A 23,253-nucleotide genomic window follows, 5' to 3' on the forward strand; every position below is an offset into this window, starting at 1 on the left:
GCCCAAGCGATCGGTGGCGGCAATATCACCTCGCGGCGCGGAGTGCGGCCTGCGATCATGCGCGGCCCCCGCGGCGGGCGAGAAAGTCGATCAGCACGGGGAAGAAGGCCGCCGGCTCTTCGAAGAAGGGCATGTGGCTGGAATTGGGAAACACCTTCAGCTCCGCGTCCGGCAGAGCGAGTTTCATCCGCATGGCGCAGGCCGGCGTCAGCTCGTCGTGCTGGCCGACGGTGATCAGCACCGGCACGGTGATGGCGTGCATGTCCGGGACGCGGTTCCAGTCCTTCAGGTTGCCGGTGTAGGTGAACTCGTTCGGCCCCTGGATCGTCTCGTAGGGTCCCATGTTCCAGTCGTCGAGGGAGCGCTTCACCGGCGCCGGCCAATCGCTGAGCCGGCAGACATGGCGGTAGTTGAGGAGCGTCACCGCCGCCTGATACTCCGGATGCGACAAAGTGCCCTCGGCCTCGTGCCGCTGCATCATCGCCACCGTCTCCGAGCCCAGCGCCTCGCGCAGCCGGTTCAGCTCGCCGACGAGATGCGGGATGTCGGCGGCGGTGTTCTCCAGCACCAGCGTCTTCAGCGCCTGCGGATAGGTCAGCGCGTATTCGATGGCGAGCCAGCCGCCCCAGGACTGGCCGACGAGATGAACCTTCCCGAGCCCGAGCGCCTGGCGCACCGCCTCCACCTCCTCGACATAGCGGGTGATCGTCCACAGCGCCGGGTCGGTCGGCCGGTCGGATTTTCCGGTGCCGAGCTGGTCGAAGGCGACGACGCGGTAGCCCTGGTCAACGAGGCAGGAATGCGAGTCGCGCAGATAGTCGCAGGGCAGGCCCGGGCCGCCGTTGAGGCAGAAGACGACGTCGTCTCCGCTGCCGAAACTGTAGGTGACGATGCTGTGCCCCTGGACCTCGATCGTCCTGGTCTCGTCGGGTGCCATCTCACGCCACATCGGTCATGTCCTTCAAATCGCTGATCGACGGAACCTAGGCGGAGTCGCACCGCGCTGCGTAGCTATCACAATCGATAGGGTCACCTTGCCAGACTTCGCCCAGAATGTAATCGTGCTGAAAATATTGGCAGAACCCCTTTGGCTCCGATGCTGCACCATGCCTGTGAGATCGACGCGGTGCTTTCCGCGGCCGAAAGTTTCGACGAGCGCATGGCGCTGGCCCATGGCGTCGCCGCCGATTTCGGGCTGACATCCCTGATCTACGACTACACGCCGGTCCGCTTCTCGCACGAGGGTGATCTCATCAACCCGTCGGTGCTGGGAATGCGCGCCGTGCCGGAGGATTTCGGCCCGCTCTGGTGCGAGGGCGGCTATTACCAGATCGACCCGGTCCAGCAGCTCGCCTTCCGCTCGCCGAAGCCTTTCGTCTGGAGCTACCGGCGGGAAGGGCGGACGGTCCTCAACCCCTTCCTCAACGCCGACCACGAACGGGTCGTGGACTATGTCCACGCGACCCGGATAACCTGTGGCATGACGGTGCCGGTGCACCTGCCGGATGGCGGCTGCGCCACGGTGACGGGGATCTGCCAGGATGCGGATGCCGATTTCGACCGGGTGGCCGACGTTCATCTCGGCGGCTTCACCGTCCTCGCCCACGCGCTCCATGCCGCGAACGAGCCGCTGTTCGGGGTGCGCGAGCGCCAGTCCGTGGCCGTACGGCTGACGCCGCGCGAGACGGAATGCGTGCGTTTTGCCGCCGAGGGCCTGTCGGCCAAGGAGATCTCGCTGAAACTCGGCCGCTCGGCCGCGACCGTCGTGATGCATCTTAACGCCGCGGCGCGAAAACTGCAGGCCCGCAACCGAGCCCAGATGATCGCCCGCGCCGCGCACTACCGGTTTCTCGGCTGAAACGGCCCTCTGAGGGTGCGGCGATCGGTCGTTCCCGCTATCGAGGCGCCCGCGACGGCAAAGCCATCGCGGGCGGTCGTGCTTACTTCTCGAGGTCGGCCTTCAGCGCCGTGACGGCGTCGGCCGACATCTCGCCGGTCGTCGTCACTTCGCCGCCGGTGATCTTCCAGAGGCGGAAGGGGCCGGTGATGTCGCCGTACTGGTCGAAATTGACCGGTCCGATGACGCCTTCGTAGCGGATCGGCTTGCCCTCCTGGATGAGGCCGAGCGCCTTCTTGAACTCCTCGGGGCCGGCGAAGATCGGCTCGCCCGCGGGATCGACCACCTGCGGAATGGCCGCCTTGATCGCCGCGGGCTCGGCCTTGCCGGCCTTGGCGATGGCGAGGCCGACGATGGCGCCGGCGTCGTAGGAGCGGTCGGCGGCCGGCGCGTCCGGCTTGATGCCGCCGGAGAAGGCCTCGTAGTTCGCGTTGAAATATTCCGTCGACTTGGTCGGGCTGGTGCCGGACGAGGTGCCGTAGGCGTTTTCGAGATATTTCGCGCCGACCGCCTCGATGAAGTCGGAGGAGTTCATGCCGTCGTTGAGGAGGAAGGTTGCCGCTCCCCCCTGCGAGACCCAGGCCCTGGCGATGGTTGCGCCGTCGACGGGATAGCTGATGAGGTAGAGGCCCTCGGGCTCGCCCGCCATCGCGGCGGTGGCCTCGGAGGTGTAGCTCGACTGCTTCTCGTTATAGGGCGTGACCGAGGTGATCGTGCCGCCGAGCTTGGTGTACGCCTTCTCGAATTCGCGCTGCATGTTCACGCCGAAATCGTTGTTGACGTGGACGACGGCGAGCTTCTTCAGGCCCTGGTCGATGGCGTATTTCGCCGCCGCGGTGCCCTGCAGCGCGTCCGACGTGATGGTGCGGAAGAAGACGCCGTTCGTCTTGCCGTCGCGGGCGAGGTCGGTGAGCGTCGGCGAGGAGGAGGCGGGCGAGACCTGCGGCACGCCGGCGGGCGCGGTGACGGAGGTCAGGATCGGGATCGACACCGAGGAGATGATGCCGCCGATGATGACCGGCACCTTGGCGACGTTGACGAGCTGCGTCGCCTGGTCGACGGCGACATTGCCCTGGCTCTGCGAGTCCCGGGTGTCGCTGGCGAGCTGACAGCCGTTGACGCCGCCGGCCTCGTTGATGTCGCGGAAAGCCATGTCGACGGACTTCGCGCCGGCCTGGCCATATTCGCCGGCGGGACCGGTCAGCTCCATTACCATGCCGACGGTGGTGGTGCAGTCGGCGGCAAGCGCCGGGACCGCGGCGGAAAGGACCCCGGCACAGAGCGCGGTCGACAGGAGAAACTTGACGTGCATGGCGCGCAGTCCTTTCACTCGGCCGAGGGGGTTTTCCCTGCGGACCCGTTGGGTTGGATCGTGGTTTCCTGGAGATGCCGCCACAGGACACCGTGGGGTGCCGTGGGGCAGGCGAGGAAGAGGGCGGTCGAGCGCCGGCGCGTCTCTAGGGCGCCGGTTTGCTGATATTCGACATAGGAGACGAGCGCCGCCCGGTCATCCTGCCAGACGGTGTGGCCGTCCTCAATGCGGATGGCGAAATTGTCCGGCTTCGCCGCCCGGCGCGCGGACAGGAAGCCGTCAAGATCGGCGAAGCGCACCTCCCGGCCATCTGGCGCTATCCGCAGAAAGTCAGGCGAGAAGGCTGTCAGGCGGTCGGTCAGCGCAGCCTCGCCCAGTCGCCCGGCATACCAATCGACGAAGAAGGCGTGGCACGCCACGACCTCGGCCAGCGCCAGGGCGCCGAGGTCGGCCGGCGCCGCAGCGCCAGGATGGGCGTCTGCCGCGGTCACGCGTCCTCGCTATTGATCGTGTAGCGCATGATCGACCCGTGCCGTCCCTCGCGGTCGCGCTCCAGCGTGTAGACGTCGCCCGGCGCCGGCAGCATTTTCGCGCGGACGGCCTCGATCTCCGCATGGTCGGCGGCGTCGAGCACGAGGTCGGCAATGGCGAGATTGGCGGGGAGGTGGCTGCGGTTGCGCGCCCCGACGATGACTGCCGCGACGCCCGGCCGGTCCAGCACCCAGCGGCTGGCGACGGTGGCGATGTCGCTGCCGTGCCGGTCGGCAACGCTGCGCAGCGTCCGCAGCAGCGCCTGGAAGACTTCCCAGCCGCCGGCCTCGTCGATTATCAGCTTGTACTTCACGAGTGACCGGTTCTCGAGCGGCTCGGCCGGCTCGGGGACGCCGAGCCAGGCGTCGCTGAGAAAGCCGCCGGCGACCGTGCCGTAGCAGAGGAGCTGCACGCTGCGCTCGGCCCCGACGGCCACCATCGACCGCTCGGGCCTGGCGTCGAGAAGCGAGTACTGCACCTGCATGGAAACCAGCGGCACGCCGGCATCCAGCATGGCGGTCAGATGCGGCGTGTCGAAATTCGTGCCGCCGACATTGCGGATCTTGCCCGCCTGCTTCAGCTCGCCGAGCCAGCCCGCCGCCTCCAGCCAACCGTCCGCGGCATAGTCCCACCAGTGGAACTGAACGAGGTCGAGCTGCTCGGCGTTCAGCCGCTTAAGCGAGGTGTCGATGGCCGCCTCGACCGAGCGCCGGTCGATCTCGGCGAGCTTGTCGAGGTCGGGCACGAATTTTGTGTGCACGCGGATGTCATCCAACGCCGCCTGACCGCGCTCGGCGAGCAGGCGCTGGCGGAAGGTGCCGATGATCTCCTCGACGCCGGTATAGATGTCGGCGCAGTCGAAGGTGGTGATGCCGGCCTCGGCGAAGGCCATGAGGTCGCCGACGGCGGCGTCGCGGTCGACCGAGCCATGGCCGCCGGCGAGCTGCCAGTTGCCGCGGATGACGCGCGAGAGGCGGTGGTCGGGCGAGAGGGTTGTGGTGAGCATGTCAGTATTCCCTGGCGAGCGGCACGGCCGTGGTCGCCGCATGGCTGAAACGGCGAAGGCCGAGGCGGGTGATCCGCAGCCGCGTCGGGCAGTTCGGATCGGGGCAGGCGACCTCGGCGTCGCTGGTCATCCAGTCGTTGCGATGCGTCGGCCGCTGCTTGGCCGCCAGCAGCGGCAGGACGGCGGCGAGCGAGTAGATCGAGAATCCCTGGCCTTCCGGCAGATGCAGCATTTCGCCGCGCAGCTCAAAATGGTCGCCGGGCTTGGCGCCGCAGTATATCGTCGCGCCGGGCGGGCAGACCACCTCGATCTTCAGATCGTAAAGCGAAAAGCCGTCGTCCGGGTCGGTGGCGAGAGTCATGCGTCTGCTTCCTCGTTGAGGTCCGTCGCCGCGGGCAGGCGCTCGCGCAGGAGGTCGAAGGCGCGGCCGATGTCACGGCGCAGCGCCTCGACGGCGCCGTCGGCATCCGCCTTCTCCAGGGCGGCGAGGATGTGCCAGTGGTGGTGTGTCGCCGACAGGCCGTCGCCGCCGTCGTAGATGTTGGCCGAGGCGCGGATGAAGGGGCCGCTCTGCAGCCACAGGCTCTCGATGATCGGCAGCAGCACCGTCGAGCCGCAGGCCCGGTAGATGCCGAAATGGAAGGCGTGGTTGTAGGCGGCGCGGTGGCCGTGGTCGCCGCCGGACGCCATGGTCGCGTCATAGGCCTCGGTGATCTCCCGAAGAAAGGCGATCTCCTCGTCCGAAAGCCGCGGCACGGCCAGCCGGATCGCCTCGCCCTCGACGAGGCTGCGCGCCGCGGCGACGTCGTCGAGACGTTCGCGCGTCGCCAGCGGCACTCGCACGGAACGGTTCGGCAGCGCCTCCAGGGCGCGTTCCGAGACGAGGCGTCCCAGCGCGTCGCGTACGGGCATGGTGCTGGTTTCCAGCCGCGCCGCCACGGTCTGGATGCGCAGCGGCTCGCCGGCCTCGAACTGGCCCTCGATCAGGAGCCGGCGGAGTTCGTCATAGACACGTTGCTGAACCGTCCGGCGTTCGACGGGTGCGATCACGGAGAGACCGGTGGACGGATAAAGGCGACGAGGGCCGGCGTCCGGAAGAGGATTGTCACGGCGGATAGAGGGGATGGGAAGGCGAGCGCTCACGCGGCGAAATCCTGGCCGGCGACGGGCGAGGGGGCGAGCGGCATGTCCGGACTGCCTCATTTTTCAGCGTGCATTATTGCTTGCCAATAAAAGGCTAGCCGAATAGCTTTCGACTGTAAAGTTTGATCAAAGATCATGATCAGCGCGGTATGGGTCTGGTAGGGGGCGCCGGGATTTGAGTGATTTCGCCAGTTCTCCAGGGCAGGGCGACGGGTCGACCGGTTCCGCATACCCAAGCACGGGTGCCGGCGGGACGCGGTCTCCAGCGCGCGCCTCCCAGGCGCCGGCTGCGCTTGCCGTCGAGAGTGTTTCCATCGCCTTCGGCGGTGTCCGCGCGGTCGACGGCATGTCGCTCGCGATCGAGCCCGGCGGCATGCTCGGCCTCATCGGCCCGAACGGCGCCGGCAAGACCACGATGTTCAACCTCATCGCCGGAACGCTCCGGCCCGACGCCGGCCGCATCGCGATTGGCGGTGTCTCCGTCGAGCGCGAGGCGGCCTCCCGGCGCGTCGGCCGGGGCCTTGCCCGCACCTTCCAGCTGCCGCGGCCGTTCCTGGCGATGAGCGTCCTCGAAAACATGCTGGCGGCGCCGCAGGGCCAGGTCGGCGAGACGCTGCTCGGCAATTTTTTCAGGCCCCGCGAGGTGGCGCGGCAGGAGCGGGCGGCGGTCGAGCGGGCGCGCGAGCTTCTCGATTTCCTGCAGCTCGCGCGGCTGCAGGACGAGGAGGCGCGGGTGCTTTCCGGCGGACAGCGCAAGCTGCTTGAATTCGGCCGCGCCCTGATGGCCGATCCGGCCATCGTTCTCCTCGACGAGCCGGCGGCCGGCGTCAATCCGGCGCTGCTCGACTTCATGATAGACCGCATCGCGACCATCAACGCCCGCGGCATGACCGTGCTCCTGATCGAGCACAACATGGACATGATCCGCCGGCTGTGCCCGCGCGTGCTGGTGATGGCACAGGGTCGGCGGCTGGCCGAGGGCAGCCCCGACGAGGTCGTGAGGAATGCCGAGGTGATCGGCGCCTATCTCGGCGGAGCAGCGGCATGAACGCCTCTCCCGTCCTGTCGACCAAAGCTCTCGTCGCCGGCTACGAGCGCGACCTGCCGATAGTCAAGGGCGTCGACTTCGCGCTGGCGCCCGGCGGCTTCACCACCATTCTCGGGCCGAACGGGGCGGGCAAGTCGACCTTCGTCAAGGCCATGGCCGGCCTGGTGCCGGTCCATTCCGGCAGCATCGCCCTGGGCGACCGCGACATCACGAAAGTGCCCGCGCATGAGCTCATCCGCGCCGGGCTCGCCTTCGTCCCGCAGAACGACAACATTTTTGCCAGCCTCGGCATCGACGAGAACCTTCGGCTGTGCGCCGGCATCCTGCCGGCGGGCCGGCGGGCGGAGCGGATCGAGGCCGTCTACGCCCTGTTTCCCGACCTCGCCCATCGCCGCTCGATGATCGCCGGCGCGCTGTCGGGCGGCCAGCGGCAGATGTTGGCGACGGCCCGTGCCCTTCTGGTCGAGCCGCAGGTGATCATTCTCGACGAGCCCTCCGCCGGCCTCTCGCCGAAACTCGTCGGCGAGGTTTTCGCCACGCTCACGCGCATCAACGCCGCGGGCGTCGCGATCCTCCTCGTCGAGCAGAACGTCCGCGCCGCGCTGGCCGTCGCCCACACCGCGCTGGTGCTGGCCGACGGCCACATCGTGCACGAGGGGCCGGCGGCGCCGCTCGCCGACGATCCGCGGCTTGGCGAGATGTTCCTCGGCCGCCACGCGGCGCAGGGAGAGCCGGCATGAACGCGCAGTTCCTCGTCGACGGCGCCATCGCCGGATCGATGATCGGCCTCGGCGCCATCGGCGTCACGCTGACCTACTCGATCCTGCGCTTTGCCAATTTCGCCCATGGCGAATTCATCGCCTGGGGTTCCTATGCCGCTTTGGCCGTGGCGACCGGCCTTGCCGGGGCACTCGGCGTCGGCCTTTCACCGCTCGGGCCCTTTTCCTTCGGCTGGATGCTGCCGGTCGCCGCCGTCCTCGCCGCGCTCCTGACCGGCGGCCTTGCGGTGGCTCTCGACGCGGCGCTGTTCGCCTCCTTCCGCCGCCGGGGCTCGGCGACGATCATCATGGTCATCGCCAGTTTCGGCGCCTCGATGGCGCTGCGCAGCCTCCTGGAATTCGTCTTCACCTCCAAGCCCGCCTATTTCACCCGCGAGCTGCAGATTGCTTTGCCGCTCGGCGGCGGCCTCCGGGCGACGCCCGACCAGCTCCTGATGCTGGGACTCACCGCCGTGCTCGTCCTCGGCGTGCATCTCCTGCTCACGCGCACGGCGACAGGCCGGCAGATGCGGGCCGTCGCCGAGAACCCGGCGCTGGCCCGCATCGTCGGCATCGACGTGCGCCGGGTGATCCGCACGGTCTGGTTCCTCGGCGGGGCGCTCGCCGCCTCCGCCGGCGTCATGGCCGGGCTGCTGGTGCAGATCCGGCCCTATATGGGCTTCGACCTGCTGCTGCCGCTGTTTGCCGCCGCCATTCTCGGCGGGATCGGCTCGGTGCCGGGCGCCATCATCGGCGGCCTAGTGGTCGGCCTCTGCGAGGCGCTGGCGGTGCAGACGGTGGGCGCGGAATGGCGCGCGGCCGTCGGCTTCGTCATCCTCACCGCCGTCCTCGTCCTGCGCCCGCAAGGGATTCTCGGAAGGCTGCGCGGATGATCGACCTTCTCGGCTACGGCGCTTTCTTCCTCACCATCGCTCTGTCCTACGCGATCATCGCCATCGGCCTGAACGTGCAATGGGGCCAGACCGGCCTGTTCAATGTCGGCGTCGCCGGCTTCGTCGCCATCGGCGCCTATGTCTCCGGCCTGTTGACGACGCCGCTGGCAGCGGGGCGCCTCGGCGGCTTCGACCTGCCGATCCCGCTCGGCTGGCTGGCGGCGATCGCCGCGGGGGCGCTCCTCTCCTACGCGCTGGGCTGGCTGACCATCCGCCTGCGCTCGGACTATCTGGCGATCACCACCTTCGGCTTCGCCGTCAGCGTCCAGCTCGTCGCGCTGAACTGGGAGAGCGTCACCGGCGGCCCCTTCGGCATGGGCTTCATCCCGCGCCCCTTCGCCTCGCTTGCCGGCGATCCCCTGCGCTTCGGCCTCGCCAATCTCGGCCTAGTCGCCGCTCTGCTTCTCGCCGTCTACCTCGTCGTCGAGCGCCTCGGCGCCTCGCCCTTCGGCCGCGTGCTCCGGGCGATCCGCGAGGACGAGGCGGCGGCGGTCTCGCTCGGCAAGGACGCCGTCCGCTTCCGACTGAAGGCCTTTGTCGTCGGTGGCGCGCTGATGGCGCTGGGCGGAGCGGTGCAGGCGCATTTCATCGGCTTCATCGCACCGGAGAACTATCTGCCGCTGATGACCTTCCAGGTCTGGGCCATGCTGATCGTCGGCGGCTCGGGCAACCATCTCGGCGCCATCCTCGGCGCCGTGCTGGTCTGGGGGCTCTGGGCCCTGTCCGGCTCGGTCATCGGCGCCCTCGTGCCGGCCGCCGAGCAGGCGCGGGCCGCCTCGCTGCAGATCGTGCTCATCGGCGTCGCCCTTTGCGTCATTCTTCTGCTGCGTCCGCGCGGCATTCTCGGCGAGCGCCGGACGGTGTCCCGCCATCTCGGACCGGGCGCGGCGCGGCCCGACGACACGAAGTCAGAGGCCTGACGATGACGATCATTCCCCTTTCCCGTCCGACGACCAGAGCCGACGCCGAGGCGCTCGACCGCGCCGACCCGCTGGCGCCGCTGCGCGCCGGCTTTCATCTGCCCGACGACATCCTCTATCTCGACGGCAACTCGCTCGGCCCGCTCGCCTATGCCGTGCGAGACCGCGTCCGCGCCGTCGTCGATGCCGAATGGGGGCAGGGGCTGATCGGCTCCTGGAACGAGGCCGGCTGGGTCGAGCTGCCGCGCCGCGTCGGCGACAAGATCGCCAAGCTGGTCGGCGCCGCCGAGGGCACCATCGTCGCCACCGACTCGACCTCCGTGAACCTCTTCAAGGTGCTCGCCGCGGCGACCACGCTGCGCCCGGAGCGCCGCGTGGTCGTCTCCGAGCGCTCGAACTTTCCGACCGATCTCTACATGGCCGAGGGCCTGGCCGCGCTTCTGGCCAGGGGGCACGAGCTGCGCCTCGCCGACAGCGCGGACGAGCTGCCGGGCCTGATCGACGACAGCGTCGCCGTGCTGATGCTGACGCACGTCAATTACCGTTCTGGGCTGGTCCACGACATGGCGGCCCTGACGCAGGCGGCCCATGACGCCGGCGCGCTGACGGTCTGGGACCTTGCCCATTCGGCCGGCGCCCTGCCGGTGGACCTTGCCGGTGCCGATGCCGACTTCGCCGTCGGCTGCGGCTACAAATATCTGAACGGCGGGCCCGGCGCGCCGGCCTTCCTCTATGTCGCGCCCCGCCACCAGGCGGAAGCGCGCCAGCCCCTGTCCGGCTGGTTCGGGCATGCCGCGCCCTTCCGCTTCGAGCCCGGTTATGCGCCGGCGCCCGGCATCGACCGCTTTCTCACCGGCACCCCCGGCGTCCTGTCGATGAGCGCGCTCGACGCGGCGCTGGATCTCTTCGGCGCCGTCGACATGGCGGCGCTCCGGCAGAAATCCGTCGCGCTCTGCGAATTCTTCCTCGCCCGCGTCGAGGCGACGTCCGGCGCGCTCGGCGTGACGCTGGCGAGCCCGCGCGACGCTGCCCGGCGCGGCAGCCAGGTGTCCTTCGCCCACCCCCACGCCTATGCAGTGATGCAGGCGCTGATCGCGCGCGGCGTGATTGGCGATTTTCGTGCGCCCGACATCCTGCGCTTCGGCTTCACGCCGCTCTACACCCGCTTCGTCGATGCCTTCGACGCGGCGAGGGAGCTGCAGGCCGTGCTGGCAGTCGAAGAGTGGAAGCGGCCGGAATTCAACGTGCAGAGGGCCGTCACATGAACGAGACCCACAAGGGTTCCGGGCCGGCGTCGCTCGCCGCGGGCGTCGCCGAGCGCGACGGCGCGCATCTCTCCCTGGCCGGCGAGATGTCCTATGGCGACTATCTCTCCCTCGACCAGCTGCTGACGGCGCAGCACCCGGTCAGCGACCACCATGACGAGCCGCTGTTCATCATCCAGCACCAGACCACCGAGCTCTGGCTCAAACTGATCCTGCACGAGCTGAAGGGCGCCCGCGAGGCGATCGACGCCGACCGGCTCGGCCAGGCGGAAAAGCGGATGTCGCGCGTCGCCCGCATTTTCCTGCAGCTGATCCAGGCCTGGGACGTGCTGGCGACGCTGACGCCCGCCGAATACATGGAATTTCGCCACCTCCTCGGCAAATCCTCGGGCTTCCAGTCGCACCAGTACCGCGCCGTCGAGTTCATCCTCGGCAACAAGAATGAAGCGATGCTTCTGCCGCACGCCCACCGCCCGGATCTGCATGCGATCCTCGATGGACTGCTGCGCGAACCCAGCCTCTACGATGCCGTCCAGCGCCTCCTGGCGCGGCGCGGCTTTGCCGTAGCGCCGGCGCATCTCGGGCGGGACCTGACAAAACCCTATGCCGCCGACGCCTCGGTGGAGGACGCCTGGCTCGCCGTCTATCGCGATGTCGACACGCACTGGGAGCTCTATCACCTGGCCGAAAAACTGGTCGACTTCGAGCAGGCGTTCCGCAACTGGCGCTTTGCCCACATGACGACGGTCGCCCGCATCATCGGCTTTCGCCGCGGCACCGGCGGCACCAGCGGCGTCAACTATCTCGAATCCATGCTGAAGGTCCGCCTGTTCCCCGAGCTCTGGGACGTGCGCACCCGCATCTGACGCCGCCAGCCCGTCGCCGCGTGGCAACGCGGACAGGGCGGCAGCACCACACTCTTCTGGAGATCTCCATGACCGACCGTCCCGAGCGCTATGCGCTGACCCCGGACCTTTCCATCAGCCGGGTGATCACCGGCCTCTGGCAGGTCGCCGACATGGAGCGCTCCGGCACGCCGCTCGACGTCGACAAGGCCGCCGATGCGCTCGCCGCCTATGCCGATGCCGGCTTCGACACTTTTGACATGGCCGACCACTACGGCAGCGCCGAGATCGTCACGGGGCGTCTCTTGTCGCGCCCCCGGACCGGACCGCGCGCGCTCGCCTTCACCAAGTGGTGCCCGCAGCCCGGCCCGATGACGCCCGAGATCGTGCGCGCCGGCGTCGAGGAGCGGCTGCAGCGCCTCGGCGTCGAGAAGGTGGATCTCCTGCAATTGCACTGGTGGTCGTTCGAGCACCCCGCCTGGCTGGACGCTCTGCACGTCTTCAAGGACCTCAAGGCCGAGGGCAAGATCGGCGCGATCGGCCTCACCAATGTCGACGCTGCCCATCTCGCGCTGGCCGTCGCGGACGGCATCCCTGTCGTCACCGACCAGGTGTCCTTTTCGCTGATCGACCGCCGTGCCGCCGGTCCGCTCTCCGCCATCTGCGCCTCCACCGGCGCGCGGCTCCTCGCCTACGGCACGCTCTGCGGCGGCTTCCTCTCCGACCGCTGGCTCGGCAAGCCCGAGCCAGCGGCGATCGGCGACTGGAGCGGCATGAAGTACAAGCGCTTCATCGACGCCGCCGGCGGCTGGGCGGCGTTCCAGACGGTGCTCGAAGCCGCCGCCGAGATCGGCCGCAAGCACGGCGCCTCGATCGCCAATGTCGCGACGCGCTGGGTGCTAGACCATCCCGCCGTTGCCGGCGTCATCGTCGGGGCCCGCATCGGCGAGCGCGAGCACCGCGCCGACAATCTGGCCCTGTTCGATCTCGCCTTCGACGCCGAAGACCGCGAGCGCCTTGCCGCGGCCCTGGCCGGCATGGCGCCGATCCCGGGCGATTGCGGCGACGAGTACCGCCGCCCGCCTTATCTCACGGCCTCCGGCGACCTCAGCCACCACCTCGACGCCATCCCTTCCGTCTTCACGGCCGAGCCAGTTCCCGGCCGGCCGGGCCGCAGCCGCGTCTCGTCGGGCAGCATCTGGGAGCCGCTCGCCGGCTACAGCCGCGCCGTGCGCGACGGCGACCGCATCTTCGTCTCCGGTACCACCGCGACGCATGGCGCCGACCGGATCGTCGCGCCGGGCGATGCGGGCGCGCAGGCGACCTACGTGCTCGACAAGATCGCCGCCAGCCTGAAGGCGCTCGGCGGTACCCTGGAGGACGTCGTGCGCACGCGCGTCTATCTCAGCGACGTCGCCGACTGGGAGGCGGTGTCGCGTGCCCATGGCCGCTTCTTCGGCGACATCCGCCCGGCCAATACGCTCCTCGCCGTCGGCGCCTTGGTCGGCGACTACGCGGTCGAGATCGACGCCGAGGCGGTGGTCCAGAGCGACTGAGGCAGCGCCTTGGCGGTGCGGGAAGGACACTTCTATTGCGCCGGCCGCCACCCTTGCTATCATCGCGGGAACACCGGTCGGACAGCATCCTAGAGCCGATTGACAGGCGAACCGAGCCTGGACATCTTGTTAGTAGACCAACAAATAGCGGGAGCGTGACATGCGGCTGACACGGCGTGACATCATGGCGATCATGGGAACCGGCGCCGTGGCGGCGACGGGTCTCGGCGGTCTCTCCCGGCCTGCCCGCGCGGCCGGCAAGATTACCGTCCTGAACTGGCAGGGCTACGGCACGGACGAGGTCTGGGCGCTCGAGATCTTCAAGCAGAAGACCGGCATCGAGGTGGTCAGCGACTATTTCAGCTCGGAAGCGGAGATGCTGACCAAGCTGCGCACCAATCCGGGCGTCTACGACGTCGTCCTCGTCAACTGCGCGCGCACCCAGCAGGCCGTCTCGGAAGGCCTGCTCGACCCGATCGACCTGTCGACCCTCCCGAACGCCGCCGGCCTGTCGCCGCAGCTGAAGGACAATCCCTTCATCACGGTCGACGGCAAGCCCTACGGCGTCGCCTGGGTCTGGGGCATGAACGCGCTCGCCTACCGCGAAGGCGGCGCGGCGCCGGAGAGCTACATGGCGCTCGCAGATCCCGCCTATGCCGGCAAGGTCGGCCTCTACGACGACGCCGTGACCGCGATCGGCGTCGCCGCGCTGATGACCGGCCAGGACATGAACGACCCGAAGGACTTGGAGGCTATCAAGACGCAGCTGAAGGCGCTGAAGCAGAACGTCAAGACGATCTGGTCGAGCGAGGACCAGTGGAACAAGGCGTTTTCCGCCGGGGAGTTCGACCTGTCGATCTACTGGTCCGGCGCCTCGGTGCGCTCCAAGCGCAATTTCAGCCTGCCCGTGGTCTTCGACGTGCCGAAGGAGGGCGCGATCGGCTGGTTCGATACCCTGGCGATCCCCGCGACGGCCGAGAACAAGGCCGAGGCGGCACAGTTCATCGACTACATGATCGATCCCGACTTCTATTTCGAATGGGCGACCAAGATCGGCGCGCCGGCCTCGGCCAACGAGGCGGCGATGCAGAAGCTGCCGGCCGACGATCTCAGCCGCCAGGTTCACGATCCGAAATTCCTGGCGTCGATGACGCTGATGGCGCCCATGGAGGACGCCAAGCGCGAGACCTTCAACAATCTCTGGCAAGAGGTGAAGGCCTTCTATGCCAGCTGAGGCCAAGGCCTCGCGGGCCGGGGCCGCCGGCATGCCCGGCGCCCCATCCTCGGCGGGGCCGCTGGGCCGGCTGCCGCCCTGGGTGGCGACGACGGCGCTGCTCCTGCCGACCTATGGCTGGCTCACCCTCGCGGTCCTCCTGCCGCTCGCCACCATGTTCGGCTTCTCCTTCCTGACGGCAACGCCGATGGGCAACAAGGAGATCGGTTTTACGCTGAAGAACTACCGCGTCTTCGTCGATCAGCCCTATCTTCTCGGCGTCGCCTGGACCTCTCTGAAGATCGGCCTGTGGACGACGGCGATCTGCGCCGTCGTCGGCTTCCTCGCCGCCCTGGCGCTGGCCAAGGCGACGGCCGGACGCGTGCGCGAGACGCTCTTGATCCTCGTCCTTCTGCCGTTCTGGACGAACGGCCTCGTGCGCGTCTTCTCCTGGACCATGGTGATCCGCGAGGGCGGGTTCCTCGACTGGATGGTGCGCGGCGTCTGGCCGGGCGCGCCCTCGCTCGGCTTCCTCTACAGCCAGCCGGCCATCGTCCTGGGCCTCGTGCACGGCTATCTCCCCTACATGGTGCTCACCTGCTACATCGCGCTCGTCAGCATCGACGATGCGGTGGTCGAGGCCGCCGCGAGCCTCGGCGCACGCTGGTGGACGATCCTGACGAGCATCCTGATCCCGATGGCGGCGCCCGGCCTCGTCTCCGGCGCGGTGCTGATCTTCGTGCCGGTCATCGGCGCCTTCATGGAGCCGCGCATCCTCGGCGGCACGGTCGGCGTGACGCTCGGCACGGTGATCGAGGACCAGTTCACCCAAGCCTTCAACTGGCCGCTCGGGGCAGCGCTCTCCTTCACCATCCTCGCCGTCGTGCTCGCCGTGTTCGCCACCTTCTCCGGCGTCCTGCGCCGCAGCGCGACGATCTGAGGGCCCCGCATGCGCCGTCTCGCCCGGGTTTATCTCGCCGTCATCCTCGTCTTCCTGTATCTGCCGATCGCGGTGATGATCGCCATGGGCTTCAACGCCTCGCCGCTCTACGCCATGCCTTTCAGCTTCACCACTGACTGGTATGCCGCGCTCGCCGGCAATGCGAGGCTTCTTTCAGCAGGGTGGAACAGCGTCTTCATCGCCTCGATCACCGCCGTCATCGCCACCGTCCTCGGCACCATGGCGGCCGTCGCCCTGTCGCGCCGCACCTTTCGCGGCGTGACGCTGTTGAAGATCCTGCTTCTGCCGCCGATCGCCATTCCCTGGCTGATCACCGGCACGGCCATGCTCGTCTTCTTCTTCTGGACCGGCATCGGCCGCGGTTTTCACGCCATCCTCATCGGCCATGTCGCGCTGGCCATTCCCTATGTCGTCCTCGTCGTCGGCACCGGTCTCGCCACCATCCGCGTCGATTTGGAAGAGGCGGCCATGAGCCTCGGCACGCCGCCGCTCGCCGCCTTCTTCAAGGTGACGCTGCCGCTGCTCTTCCCCAGCATCGTCGGCGCGGCGCTGTTTGCCTTCGCCGTCTCGCTCGACCAGTTCGTCGTCTCCTATTTCCTGGCGACGCCGGGATCGAGCACCCTGCCGGTCGAGATCTATTCGGCGATCCGCAAGGGTTTCACGCCGGAAATCAACGCCATCTCGACCATTCTCCTCCTCGGCTCCATGGCCGTCATCCTCGCCTTCGCGATCTTCGCCCGCCCAGGAGCCGCCCGTGACCGCAGTTGATGTCGAGGCCGTCGCCAAGAGCTACGGCGCGACAAATGTTCTCGAAGACATCTCGGTGCATTTCGCCGCGGGATCGTTCACCAGCCTGCTCGGGCCGTCCGGTTCCGGCAAGACGACGCTCCTGCGCATCGTCGCCGGCTTCGTCGCGCCGGATCGCGGCCGCGTGACCATCGGCGGACTGGATGTTACCGACGTGCCGGTCTGGGCGCGCAACATCGGCATGGTGTTCCAGTCCTACGCGCTCTTCCCGCACATGACCGTCGCCGACAACGTCGCCTTCGGCCTCGGCCGCCGCGGCATCAAGGGCGAGGAAGCGCGGCGTGAGGTGGCGCGGGTGCTGGAACTCGTGCGGCTGCCGGAGTTCGGCAGACGCATGCCGAAACAGCTGTCGGGCGGCCAGCAGCAGCGCGTCGCGCTCGCCCGGGCGATCGCCATCCGGCCGAGCGTCCTTCTCCTCGACGAGCCGCTGTCGGCCCTCGACCGGCGGCTGCGTCAGGAGATGCAGGTCGAGCTCCTGCGCATCCAGCGCGAGAGCGGCCTCACCACCATCTTTGTCACGCACGACCAGGAGGAGGCGCTGACCCTGTCGGACCGCCTCGCCATCCTCGACCGCGGCCGCATCGTCCAGATCGGCGCGCCGGCCGAGGTCTACGAGAACCCGAAGACGCGCTTTGCCGCCGAGTTTTTGGGCGACACCAACTTTCTCAGGGGCACCGCCACGGCGACCGGCATCACGCTCGGCGGTGGCGAAAGCCTCGCCTGCCGTGGGCCGCTGCCGGCGCCGGGAACGCCCGTCACCGCCGCGGTGCGGCCGGAAAAGATCCTGATCGAGGCCGCTGGCGCCACGCCGGAGGGCCAGAACCGTGCCGCCGCCACGATCGCCACTGTTGTCTATGCCGGCTCGGCCCTGACCTATACGGCCGAGGCGCTGGGGCAGACGTTCAAGATCTTTGCGCAGAACCGCGACGCCCGTCCGCATTCACCCGGCGCGGAGGTGACGTTGTCCTGGTCGCCAGAGCACACCGTGCTGGTCGAGGACAGGGGCTGATGCTCGCCCCGATCGGCCCGAATGCCGTTCATCTCGCCGTCGACATGCAGCGCATCTTCGCCGAGCGCACGGACTGGCACGCGCCCACCATGGCGGACGTGCTGCCGGCGATCCTGCGTCTGGCCGAGGCCAAACCCGACCGCACGCTCTACAGCCGCTTCACCGTGCCCGAGCATGCCGATGCCGCGCCGGGCCGCTGGAAGACCTATTACGAGCGCTGGTCGATGTTCACCGGCCGGACCATGGACCTCGGCCTCGTCGATCTCGTCGATCCGCTGAAGGCCATGGCGCGGCCGGACAACGTCTACGACAAGCCGACCTATTCGCTGTTCGAGACGCCAAGCTTCGTCGAGCGCCTCGCGGAGGGCGGCATCGACACGATCGTGATGACCGGCGTCGAGACCGACGTCTGCGTGCTGGCGACCCTGTTCGCCGCCGTCGACCGCGGCTTTCGCGTCGTCGCGGTGTCGGACGCGCTGACGAGTTCGGACGCGGCGTCGCATCGGGCGATCCTGGACGTGCTGCTGCCGCGCATGCCTGAGCAGGTGTGTATCGCGGATACGGACGCGGTGCTGGCGGCGTGGGGCGGGTAGGGTTTTTCGGTAACGGTGGCGCGTCTTCCGGTCAGGTTGGCGTGGCTTCAACCCCCCTCTGTCCTGCCGGACATCTCCCCCTCAAGGGGGGAGATCGGCAGCTGCGGGGTCGGCGACGATCGATCTCCCCCCTTGAGGGGGAGATGGGCGGCAGCCCAGAGGGGGGTACCTCGCGCGGGGCCGAAGACAGAGTTGGCTTTACACAACCCCTTCCACCCAGATCGCCCGCACCTCCAGACGCGGCGGCTCAATAAGGCCTGACGGTTCGTACAAACCATCCCAGAACGGCGTGCCGGGATAATACCGGTTGGCCGCCGTGTTGCGGAGGTGGAGTTCGAGCCTCACCGCCCCGCTGACGCCGCCCAGCGCGAAGGCGGCCTCGCCCGCGACGTGGCGACCGACGGAAATCCCGTCGACAAAGCACTCCGCCGTCTCGCGCACATCCGGCAGCACGAGGTGCCAGCCGAGCCCGTCCGTCAGCGGCGGCAGATCGACGGTCCGGCGATAGAGCCCCGTGCCGGCGAAGTCGGCAAAACCTTGGACCTCCCAGCCGCGCGTCACGTCGATGGCTCTCGGGGAGGCCACGCCACCGCGGGTCTGAAAGATCCAGCCATCGATGAGGTCGATCGCCGCCGGCCCATCGCCGAAGGGATCCGAGGCTTTCGGTGAGCGAGGCGCCAGTTCGCCGTCCTCGACGGTCAGGCAGAGCACCTCTTGCGCCGCCAATGTCAGGACAAAGGCGCCGCCAACCGCCGTGACGTCGAGGACGGCCGCCGTGCCATTCCCAGGGTCCCAGCGTCGGACCACCCCGATCGGCGCATTGACGATGAGCGTGACCCGGCGCGGGACGTCGGCATCGTTGAACAGCGCGATCTTCCAAGTGGCGCCCTCGCGCAGGACGGCGTTCCAGGTCGGCCCTGCGTCGAAACGGATATCGGGGCAGGGCCGCCGCAAAGCGGCGACGGCGGCTTCGATATCGGCCTTGCCAGCGGCGGGAAGAAGACGAAAGCCGGCCAGGCCGGCAAGAATGGCGGAACCGTCCTCGTCTGGCCTGCCGATGTGGAGGTGCGCGGCGCCGGACGCCAGAATCGCGCCGCCCGCGCGCGAGAAGGCGGCGAGGTGCCCGGCCGATGCGGACGTGGCGAGGGTGTCGGCGGATGGCAGGATCAGGGTCCGGTAGCCGGCAAGGGAGGGCTCTGCAAACGGATCGCTGTCGGCCGTTGCGAGTGCCGGGTTTCCGGTCAGACCCGGACCGGCCTGCTCGCCGCCGGTCATCAGCCGCGCCAGCCCGGCCTCATCGACGATGTCGTAGCCGATTCCGGCCCGCGCCAGCGCTTCCGCCCACCAGCCGAAATGCCGGCCGCAATCGGGCGAGGGCGCCCCGGCATTGATCGCCGCCAGCGGGTAGAGCAGGGCGACCGGGCGGAGCGGCTCGCCGTCTTCGAGGAAGGCGGAGATCCGGGAGAGTTCACGGAAGACGCCGGGGCAATCCTCCCACCAGGGTTGAAAATTGAAGCCCGGCGGAAAGTCGAAGCGCGGCGAGAGCAGGCGCGTGTCGCCATCGACGCCGTCGCTGGCGTTATAGGCGTGCAGGAGGATCTGCCGCGCACCGAAGAGGAGGTGCCGGATCGCCTGCGCGCGAAACTTTTCCAGCGTCAGCCCCCATTGGCCGGCGAGGCCGGGCAATCCGGTCTCGCGGCCGGTGGAATACTGTTCGATGGTGCAGCGTTTGCGGCCATGGGCGCGGGCGACGCTATCGCCGAAGCGCGCCGACAGCTGCGGCGCGTAGTCGGCAGCGTCGACGCTGGTGTGGGTACGGAAGGCGTCGATGGCGAAGTAATCGACGCCCGGCATCGAGCGGGGGTCGAAACCGCCGAGCCCGTCCTGCAGGCCCCAGGCGCCGACATGCGTCAAGAGTTCGTGGCCGGAGAAGCCGATCCCGCGCGCCGCCGTCCAGCGCGACAGCGTGCCGAAGAAGGCTTCGTGCAACTGGCTCTGATAGGTTTCGAAGAACCGCGTGCGCAGGCCGGCGGTTTCCGCGCCGATATCCCGCGTCAAGGCCAGCAGCTGCAGCGCCAGCGGGGTCGTGTCGTCGAGCAGGTCCGGTAAGCGGTCGTCCCAGAGCAGGCTGTTGCCGAGATCGCCGTGATGCTGGTCCCAGCCGTAGAAGCCGGCATAGGGATGGTCGAAGAAGAAGCCTTCCGCCGTGCCGCCCGCCGCCTCCAGCAGCGGGGCGTAGACCACCGCGGCAAAGCGCTCGGCCGCCTCCGGCATGAGGTAGTTGATCATGCGCGAGGAGCGGCAGCGGGCGGCGACGAAGACGGTGACCTCGGTGCCGGCCGCCAGGCGCTCGACCGCAATCCTGCAGCCGTCTTCGCCGGAGGACACGAGTTTTGCGAGGGGCGTGACATCGGCAACTTCGTCGAGAGTGTACTGCGCTCCCGCCGCGTCGACGCTCCCCGCCGACCCGGTTGGGGACGTCCCCGTCGAGGCCGGTCCGACCGGCGCGGTTCTCGATGGCGCCGCTGCTGCCGCCACGATCGTCCATTCGCCCCACAGCGGCATGCCGCCCTCATAGACCCAGCTTTTGCCGACATCGCCGAGAAAATCGTAGAAGGGCGAGGCGATGCCGGAGAGGGCGAGCGACAGCGTGCCCTCCGAGCCGACGATGCCGCGCGTCCAGAAAAGGTGGCGCTCGCGCAGATGGTCGGCGCCATCGACCGTGCGGCCGCCGCCATGGCCGGACATCCAGTTGTACTCGTCGTAGATCGTCACGCGCAGGCCGAGGCGCCGCGCTTCGGCGCAGGCAAAGCGAAAGGCGGCGAGGTAGGCGGGCGACAGGTAGTCCTCGATCGGCATCGCCAGGCGGGCCTGGACCATCACCGTGCCGATGCCGGTCGCCTTCATGTCCTTGAGTTGGCGGGTCATTTCGGGCTCGGACGGGATGGCGTGCCAGAACCAGAAGGTCGCGGGCTGGAAGTCAGCGGAGGGTGTGCGGAACCAGTCGGGGGCATCGAGCGCGGCAGGCATCGCGGTCATGCGGTCGCCGCGAAATGAAGATCGAGGCGGTCGCCGTCGGTGGCGCCGGCAAGGTCGACTTCCAGCCAGCCGTCGCGAACCATCGCGGCCACGGTTTTCTCGCCGAGCCGGGCCAGCACCAGCGTCCGGCCGGGGTCGACCGGAAGGCGGAGCGTCGCGCCCTGTTCCGCCCTGCCGCGCAGGCGGACGGAGAAGCGGCCGCTTTCGATCGCGAGGTGGTCGAGCCGTCCCAGAAACGACGTCGAGAAGACCGAAGCGTCGCCCTTGAGGAGGCTCAGGACGCCGTCCTCGGCGAGGACCGTCACCGCGCCGATTGGGCTTGTCACCGGCCCGAGCCGCACCGGTTCCCCGGTATGGGCGATTTCCCAGCCGTTCCACGGGCCGATCTCCATCACCTCGGCGACGTCGAGCAGCGGCAGCATCGCCCCCCAGGAATAGAAGGGATCGTTGTCCGGCCGGTCGGTGATCTCGCCCGTCACCGCCGAATAGTTTTCGCCGCATTGGCGCTCGTCGCGCCAGGACGCTTCGAACAGCGCGAGGCTCTTCTCGGCCAGCGCGCTCGCTTGCGCGTAAAAGCCGTAGCGGCGAAGGCCCTGCCAGACGAAGAAGTTGACGTTCGCCCAGATCCGCCCGCGCCAGTAGACATTGTCGGCGAAGGCCGGATCGTCGCGGGTGACGTTGGGCAGGACGAAGTCGCCGCCGAAGGTCTGGGGATTGCCGAGATGGACGAGGAGACGCTGAGCCTGTTCCGGCGTCGCGGCGCCGCAGTAGAGCGGATAGAAACTCGTCGGCCCGACGCTTCCAACGAAGCCGCCGCCGCGCTGGCGGTTGGCGAAGAGGCCGCGCGACTCGTCCCAAAGTTCCGTCCGGATTTTTTCGCGCGTGTCGGCGGCGAGTGCTGAAAACTCGGCCGCGTCGTCGCCACGGCCGAGCTCGGCCGCGATCAGCGCCAGCATCTCCGCGTCGAGCGCCAGTGAAGCGTTGAGGCCGACGTCGAGCGTCGACAGGGTGCGTGTCACCGGATCGTAGACGGCCTCGTCATGCGTCGGCGAATTGTCCATGCCGGTCTCGTTGCGGGCGCCGAAATGCGTGCCTTTGTAGAGGGTCGTCCCGACATCCGAGCTGCCGCAGGAGACGAGACCACGCCCGTCGGGATCGCGGTTCTCCCGCCACCAGCGCTGGTTGGCGGCGAGCGGCGCATAGGCGAGGCCGAGCAGCGAGCGGTCGCCGCTGCGCAGATACATCGACCAGGCGATGAAGGCGCCGTTCGGCGTCTGCGTGCGGTCGACCCAGGCATCGCGCGAGGTCAGAAGGCAGGCGAAATTGCCCTGCGGCGTCGCGCTCGCCATCGCCACGGCGAGATTGTCCCGACCAAGGACTGCGTCGAAAATGCCAGTCATCAGAGCGGCATAGCATTGGTCGTTGAACCAGACTGCGAAGTCTCCAAGGTTCCAGATGCGGCTGATGGCCGTCGTTCGGCGATGGTTGCGGCGGTCGTAGAGCGTGTTCCAGCCCATCACGTCGCGCACCGCGTCGAGCGCGCCGGCATGGCGGCCGGTCTGGGTCGGAAGCGTCTGCGACAGGGCGGCATCCGCGCCGGGAGCGGTTGCTCTGGCGCCGACCGTCCCGTCGCGATCCATGCCGGCCAGCGCCGCCTTGGCCTTACCGATCGCCAGGTCGGGCGCGTCCGCGACGGCGGCGGCGAAGGCGCCATGCGGGTGCATTTCAAGGTTGAACCGCAGCGCGATCACCTGCGCGGCGGTGGAACGGCTGGCGATGTCGAAATAGCCGTTGGCGTCGAAATCGGCGACCACCGCCTCGACGCTCGCATGGCCCGTCACCTGTACCGGCGCCTCGCGGGAGACGAGCGCGAGGCAGCGCGTGCCGATGGTGATGAGCGCCGCCCCATCCGCCTCGCGGTACTGGACGGTCTCGCCGGTCTCGGCCGAGAGGCAGAGCGTCACCCAGAAGCGCAGGCCCCATTCGGCGCGGTGGAGGTCCCGCCACCCGCCGGTGATCGTCCAGGGATCGGGCTTGGCATAGGCAAAGGCGAGGCGCGTGCCGCCGTGCTCCAGCTCGAACTCCACCGCCTCGCCGTGCAGCCCGTGCCGGCCGGGGCGAAGACCCTTCATCATCCCGGGGCTCGTCGCGGTGCCGAGGCTCGCGGCGTAGAGCACCGGCGTCACCCGCACGCCGAGCGGCAGAAACACCATCTCCGCCGGGTGCTCGCTCCAGCTGTTCCAGGCGTCGGCGAGGGGGATGGTGGGATCGACGAGCATGGGATGTCCTGCGGGATTTTCGGGGGTGATGGGTGACGGACAGGGATCAGAGGGTCGGCGGGGCCAAGCGGGGCCGAGGCATTCCTACCACGCGGTGCTCCCGGTGGAACCGTCCGCG

Annotated in this window: 21 protein-coding genes; 13 read left to right on the forward strand and 8 right to left on the reverse strand. The window is 68.7% G+C overall.

The window, feature by feature from the left end:
- Positions 1-55 precede the first annotated feature (55 nt).
- Complete coding sequence (locus IEX88_RS13535; RefSeq protein ID WP_188851487.1) at positions 56-949, reverse strand: proline iminopeptidase-family hydrolase; 894 nt, start codon at positions 947-949, stop codon at positions 56-58.
- Positions 950-1,096: 147 nt separating this feature from the next.
- On the opposite strand from IEX88_RS13535, the gene IEX88_RS13540 reads away from it, so the two are divergent.
- The gene (locus IEX88_RS13540) at positions 1,097-1,858 is read left to right on the forward strand and encodes a helix-turn-helix transcriptional regulator (RefSeq protein WP_244640188.1); all 762 of its coding nucleotides are present in this window, start codon (positions 1,097-1,099) and stop codon (positions 1,856-1,858) included.
- Between the two features lie 82 nt (positions 1,859-1,940).
- Here IEX88_RS13540 and IEX88_RS13545 read toward each other — a convergent pair whose 3' ends face one another.
- Genes IEX88_RS13545 through IEX88_RS13565 form a run of 5 tightly spaced genes read right to left on the reverse strand, consistent with a single transcriptional unit; the run spans position 1,941 to position 5,796 of the window.
- Complete coding sequence (locus IEX88_RS13545) at positions 1,941-3,209, reverse strand: ABC transporter substrate-binding protein (protein ID WP_188851492.1); 1,269 nt, start codon at positions 3,207-3,209, stop codon at positions 1,941-1,943.
- Between the two features lie 14 nt (positions 3,210-3,223).
- On the reverse strand, positions 3,224-3,700 hold the full coding sequence (locus tag IEX88_RS13550) for a hypothetical protein (protein WP_188851494.1): 477 nt from the start codon (positions 3,698-3,700) through the stop codon (positions 3,224-3,226).
- Positions 3,697-4,746, reverse strand: a complete 1,050-nt coding sequence (locus IEX88_RS13555; protein ID WP_188851496.1) for an aldo/keto reductase — start codon at positions 4,744-4,746, stop codon at positions 3,697-3,699. The genes IEX88_RS13550 and IEX88_RS13555 overlap by 4 nt, the downstream gene beginning before the upstream one ends.
- Position 4,747: 1 nt before the next feature.
- The gene (locus IEX88_RS13560) at positions 4,748-5,107 is read right to left on the reverse strand and encodes a TIGR04076 family protein (RefSeq protein WP_188851498.1); all 360 of its coding nucleotides are present in this window, start codon (positions 5,105-5,107) and stop codon (positions 4,748-4,750) included.
- A complete protein-coding gene (locus IEX88_RS13565; RefSeq protein ID WP_244640171.1) occupies positions 5,104-5,796 on the reverse strand; it encodes a GntR family transcriptional regulator in 693 nt (230 codons plus the stop codon). Before IEX88_RS13565 ends, IEX88_RS13560 begins: the two co-directional genes overlap by 4 nt.
- 439 nt (positions 5,797-6,235) lie before the next feature.
- Between IEX88_RS13565 and IEX88_RS13570 the strand changes: the two genes are divergently transcribed.
- The 12 genes from IEX88_RS13570 (at position 6,236) to IEX88_RS13625 (ending at position 17,817) form a co-directional block, all read left to right on the forward strand.
- Positions 6,236-6,937 (forward strand): ABC transporter ATP-binding protein, encoded by a 702-nt coding sequence (locus tag IEX88_RS13570; RefSeq protein WP_188851502.1) that lies wholly within the window; start codon positions 6,236-6,238, stop codon positions 6,935-6,937.
- Positions 6,934-7,677: an ABC transporter ATP-binding protein gene (locus IEX88_RS13575; RefSeq protein ID WP_188851504.1), complete on the forward strand. Its 744-nt coding sequence runs from the start codon at positions 6,934-6,936 to the stop codon at positions 7,675-7,677. Before IEX88_RS13570 ends, IEX88_RS13575 begins: the two co-directional genes overlap by 4 nt.
- Positions 7,674-8,588, forward strand: a complete 915-nt coding sequence (locus tag IEX88_RS13580) for a branched-chain amino acid ABC transporter permease (RefSeq protein ID WP_188851506.1) — start codon at positions 7,674-7,676, stop codon at positions 8,586-8,588. The genes IEX88_RS13575 and IEX88_RS13580 overlap by 4 nt, the downstream gene beginning before the upstream one ends.
- A complete protein-coding gene (locus tag IEX88_RS13585) occupies positions 8,585-9,568 on the forward strand; it encodes a branched-chain amino acid ABC transporter permease (protein ID WP_188851508.1) in 984 nt (327 codons plus the stop codon). The genes IEX88_RS13580 and IEX88_RS13585 overlap by 4 nt, the downstream gene beginning before the upstream one ends.
- Positions 9,569-9,570: 2 nt before the next feature.
- Positions 9,571-10,833: a kynureninase gene (gene kynU, locus IEX88_RS13590; protein ID WP_188851510.1), complete on the forward strand. Its 1,263-nt coding sequence runs from the start codon at positions 9,571-9,573 to the stop codon at positions 10,831-10,833.
- Positions 10,830-11,699, forward strand: a complete 870-nt coding sequence (gene kynA, locus IEX88_RS13595) for a tryptophan 2,3-dioxygenase (RefSeq protein ID WP_188851512.1) — start codon at positions 10,830-10,832, stop codon at positions 11,697-11,699. The genes kynU and kynA overlap by 4 nt, the downstream gene beginning before the upstream one ends.
- 68 nt (positions 11,700-11,767) lie before the next feature.
- Positions 11,768-13,234, forward strand: a complete 1,467-nt coding sequence (locus IEX88_RS13600; RefSeq protein ID WP_188851515.1) for an aldo/keto reductase — start codon at positions 11,768-11,770, stop codon at positions 13,232-13,234.
- A 160-nt stretch (positions 13,235-13,394) separates the two neighbouring features.
- Positions 13,395-14,468 carry an ABC transporter substrate-binding protein gene (locus IEX88_RS13605; protein ID WP_244640172.1) on the forward strand — a complete coding sequence of 358 codons (1,074 nt, stop codon included), beginning with the start codon at positions 13,395-13,397 and terminating at the stop codon, positions 14,466-14,468.
- A gap of 31 nt (positions 14,469-14,499) precedes the next feature.
- The gene (locus IEX88_RS13610) at positions 14,500-15,387 is read left to right on the forward strand and encodes an ABC transporter permease (protein WP_188851880.1); all 888 of its coding nucleotides are present in this window, start codon (positions 14,500-14,502) and stop codon (positions 15,385-15,387) included.
- Positions 15,388-15,396: 9 nt separating this feature from the next.
- Positions 15,397-16,176, forward strand: a complete 780-nt coding sequence (locus IEX88_RS13615; RefSeq protein ID WP_188851517.1) for an ABC transporter permease — start codon at positions 15,397-15,399, stop codon at positions 16,174-16,176.
- Complete coding sequence (locus IEX88_RS13620) at positions 16,163-17,224, forward strand: ABC transporter ATP-binding protein (RefSeq protein WP_188851519.1); 1,062 nt, start codon at positions 16,163-16,165, stop codon at positions 17,222-17,224. Before IEX88_RS13615 ends, IEX88_RS13620 begins: the two co-directional genes overlap by 14 nt.
- The gene (locus tag IEX88_RS13625; protein WP_188851521.1) at positions 17,224-17,817 is read left to right on the forward strand and encodes a cysteine hydrolase family protein; all 594 of its coding nucleotides are present in this window, start codon (positions 17,224-17,226) and stop codon (positions 17,815-17,817) included. The genes IEX88_RS13620 and IEX88_RS13625 overlap by 1 nt, the downstream gene beginning before the upstream one ends.
- 198 nt (positions 17,818-18,015) lie before the next feature.
- Here the strand turns inward: IEX88_RS13625 and IEX88_RS13630 are convergent, their stop codons facing one another.
- Both IEX88_RS13630 and IEX88_RS13635 read right to left on the reverse strand, forming a co-directional pair.
- The gene (locus tag IEX88_RS13630; RefSeq protein WP_188851523.1) at positions 18,016-20,856 is read right to left on the reverse strand and encodes a carbohydrate-binding protein; all 2,841 of its coding nucleotides are present in this window, start codon (positions 20,854-20,856) and stop codon (positions 18,016-18,018) included.
- Positions 20,853-23,135: an MGH1-like glycoside hydrolase domain-containing protein gene (locus IEX88_RS13635; protein WP_188851526.1), complete on the reverse strand. Its 2,283-nt coding sequence runs from the start codon at positions 23,133-23,135 to the stop codon at positions 20,853-20,855. The genes IEX88_RS13630 and IEX88_RS13635 overlap by 4 nt, the downstream gene beginning before the upstream one ends.
- Between the last annotated feature and the right edge of the window lie 118 nt (positions 23,136-23,253).

This window comes from Aureimonas glaciei, from assembly GCF_014643375.1.
Lineage (GTDB): Bacteria > Pseudomonadota > Alphaproteobacteria > Rhizobiales > Rhizobiaceae > Plantimonas > Plantimonas glaciei.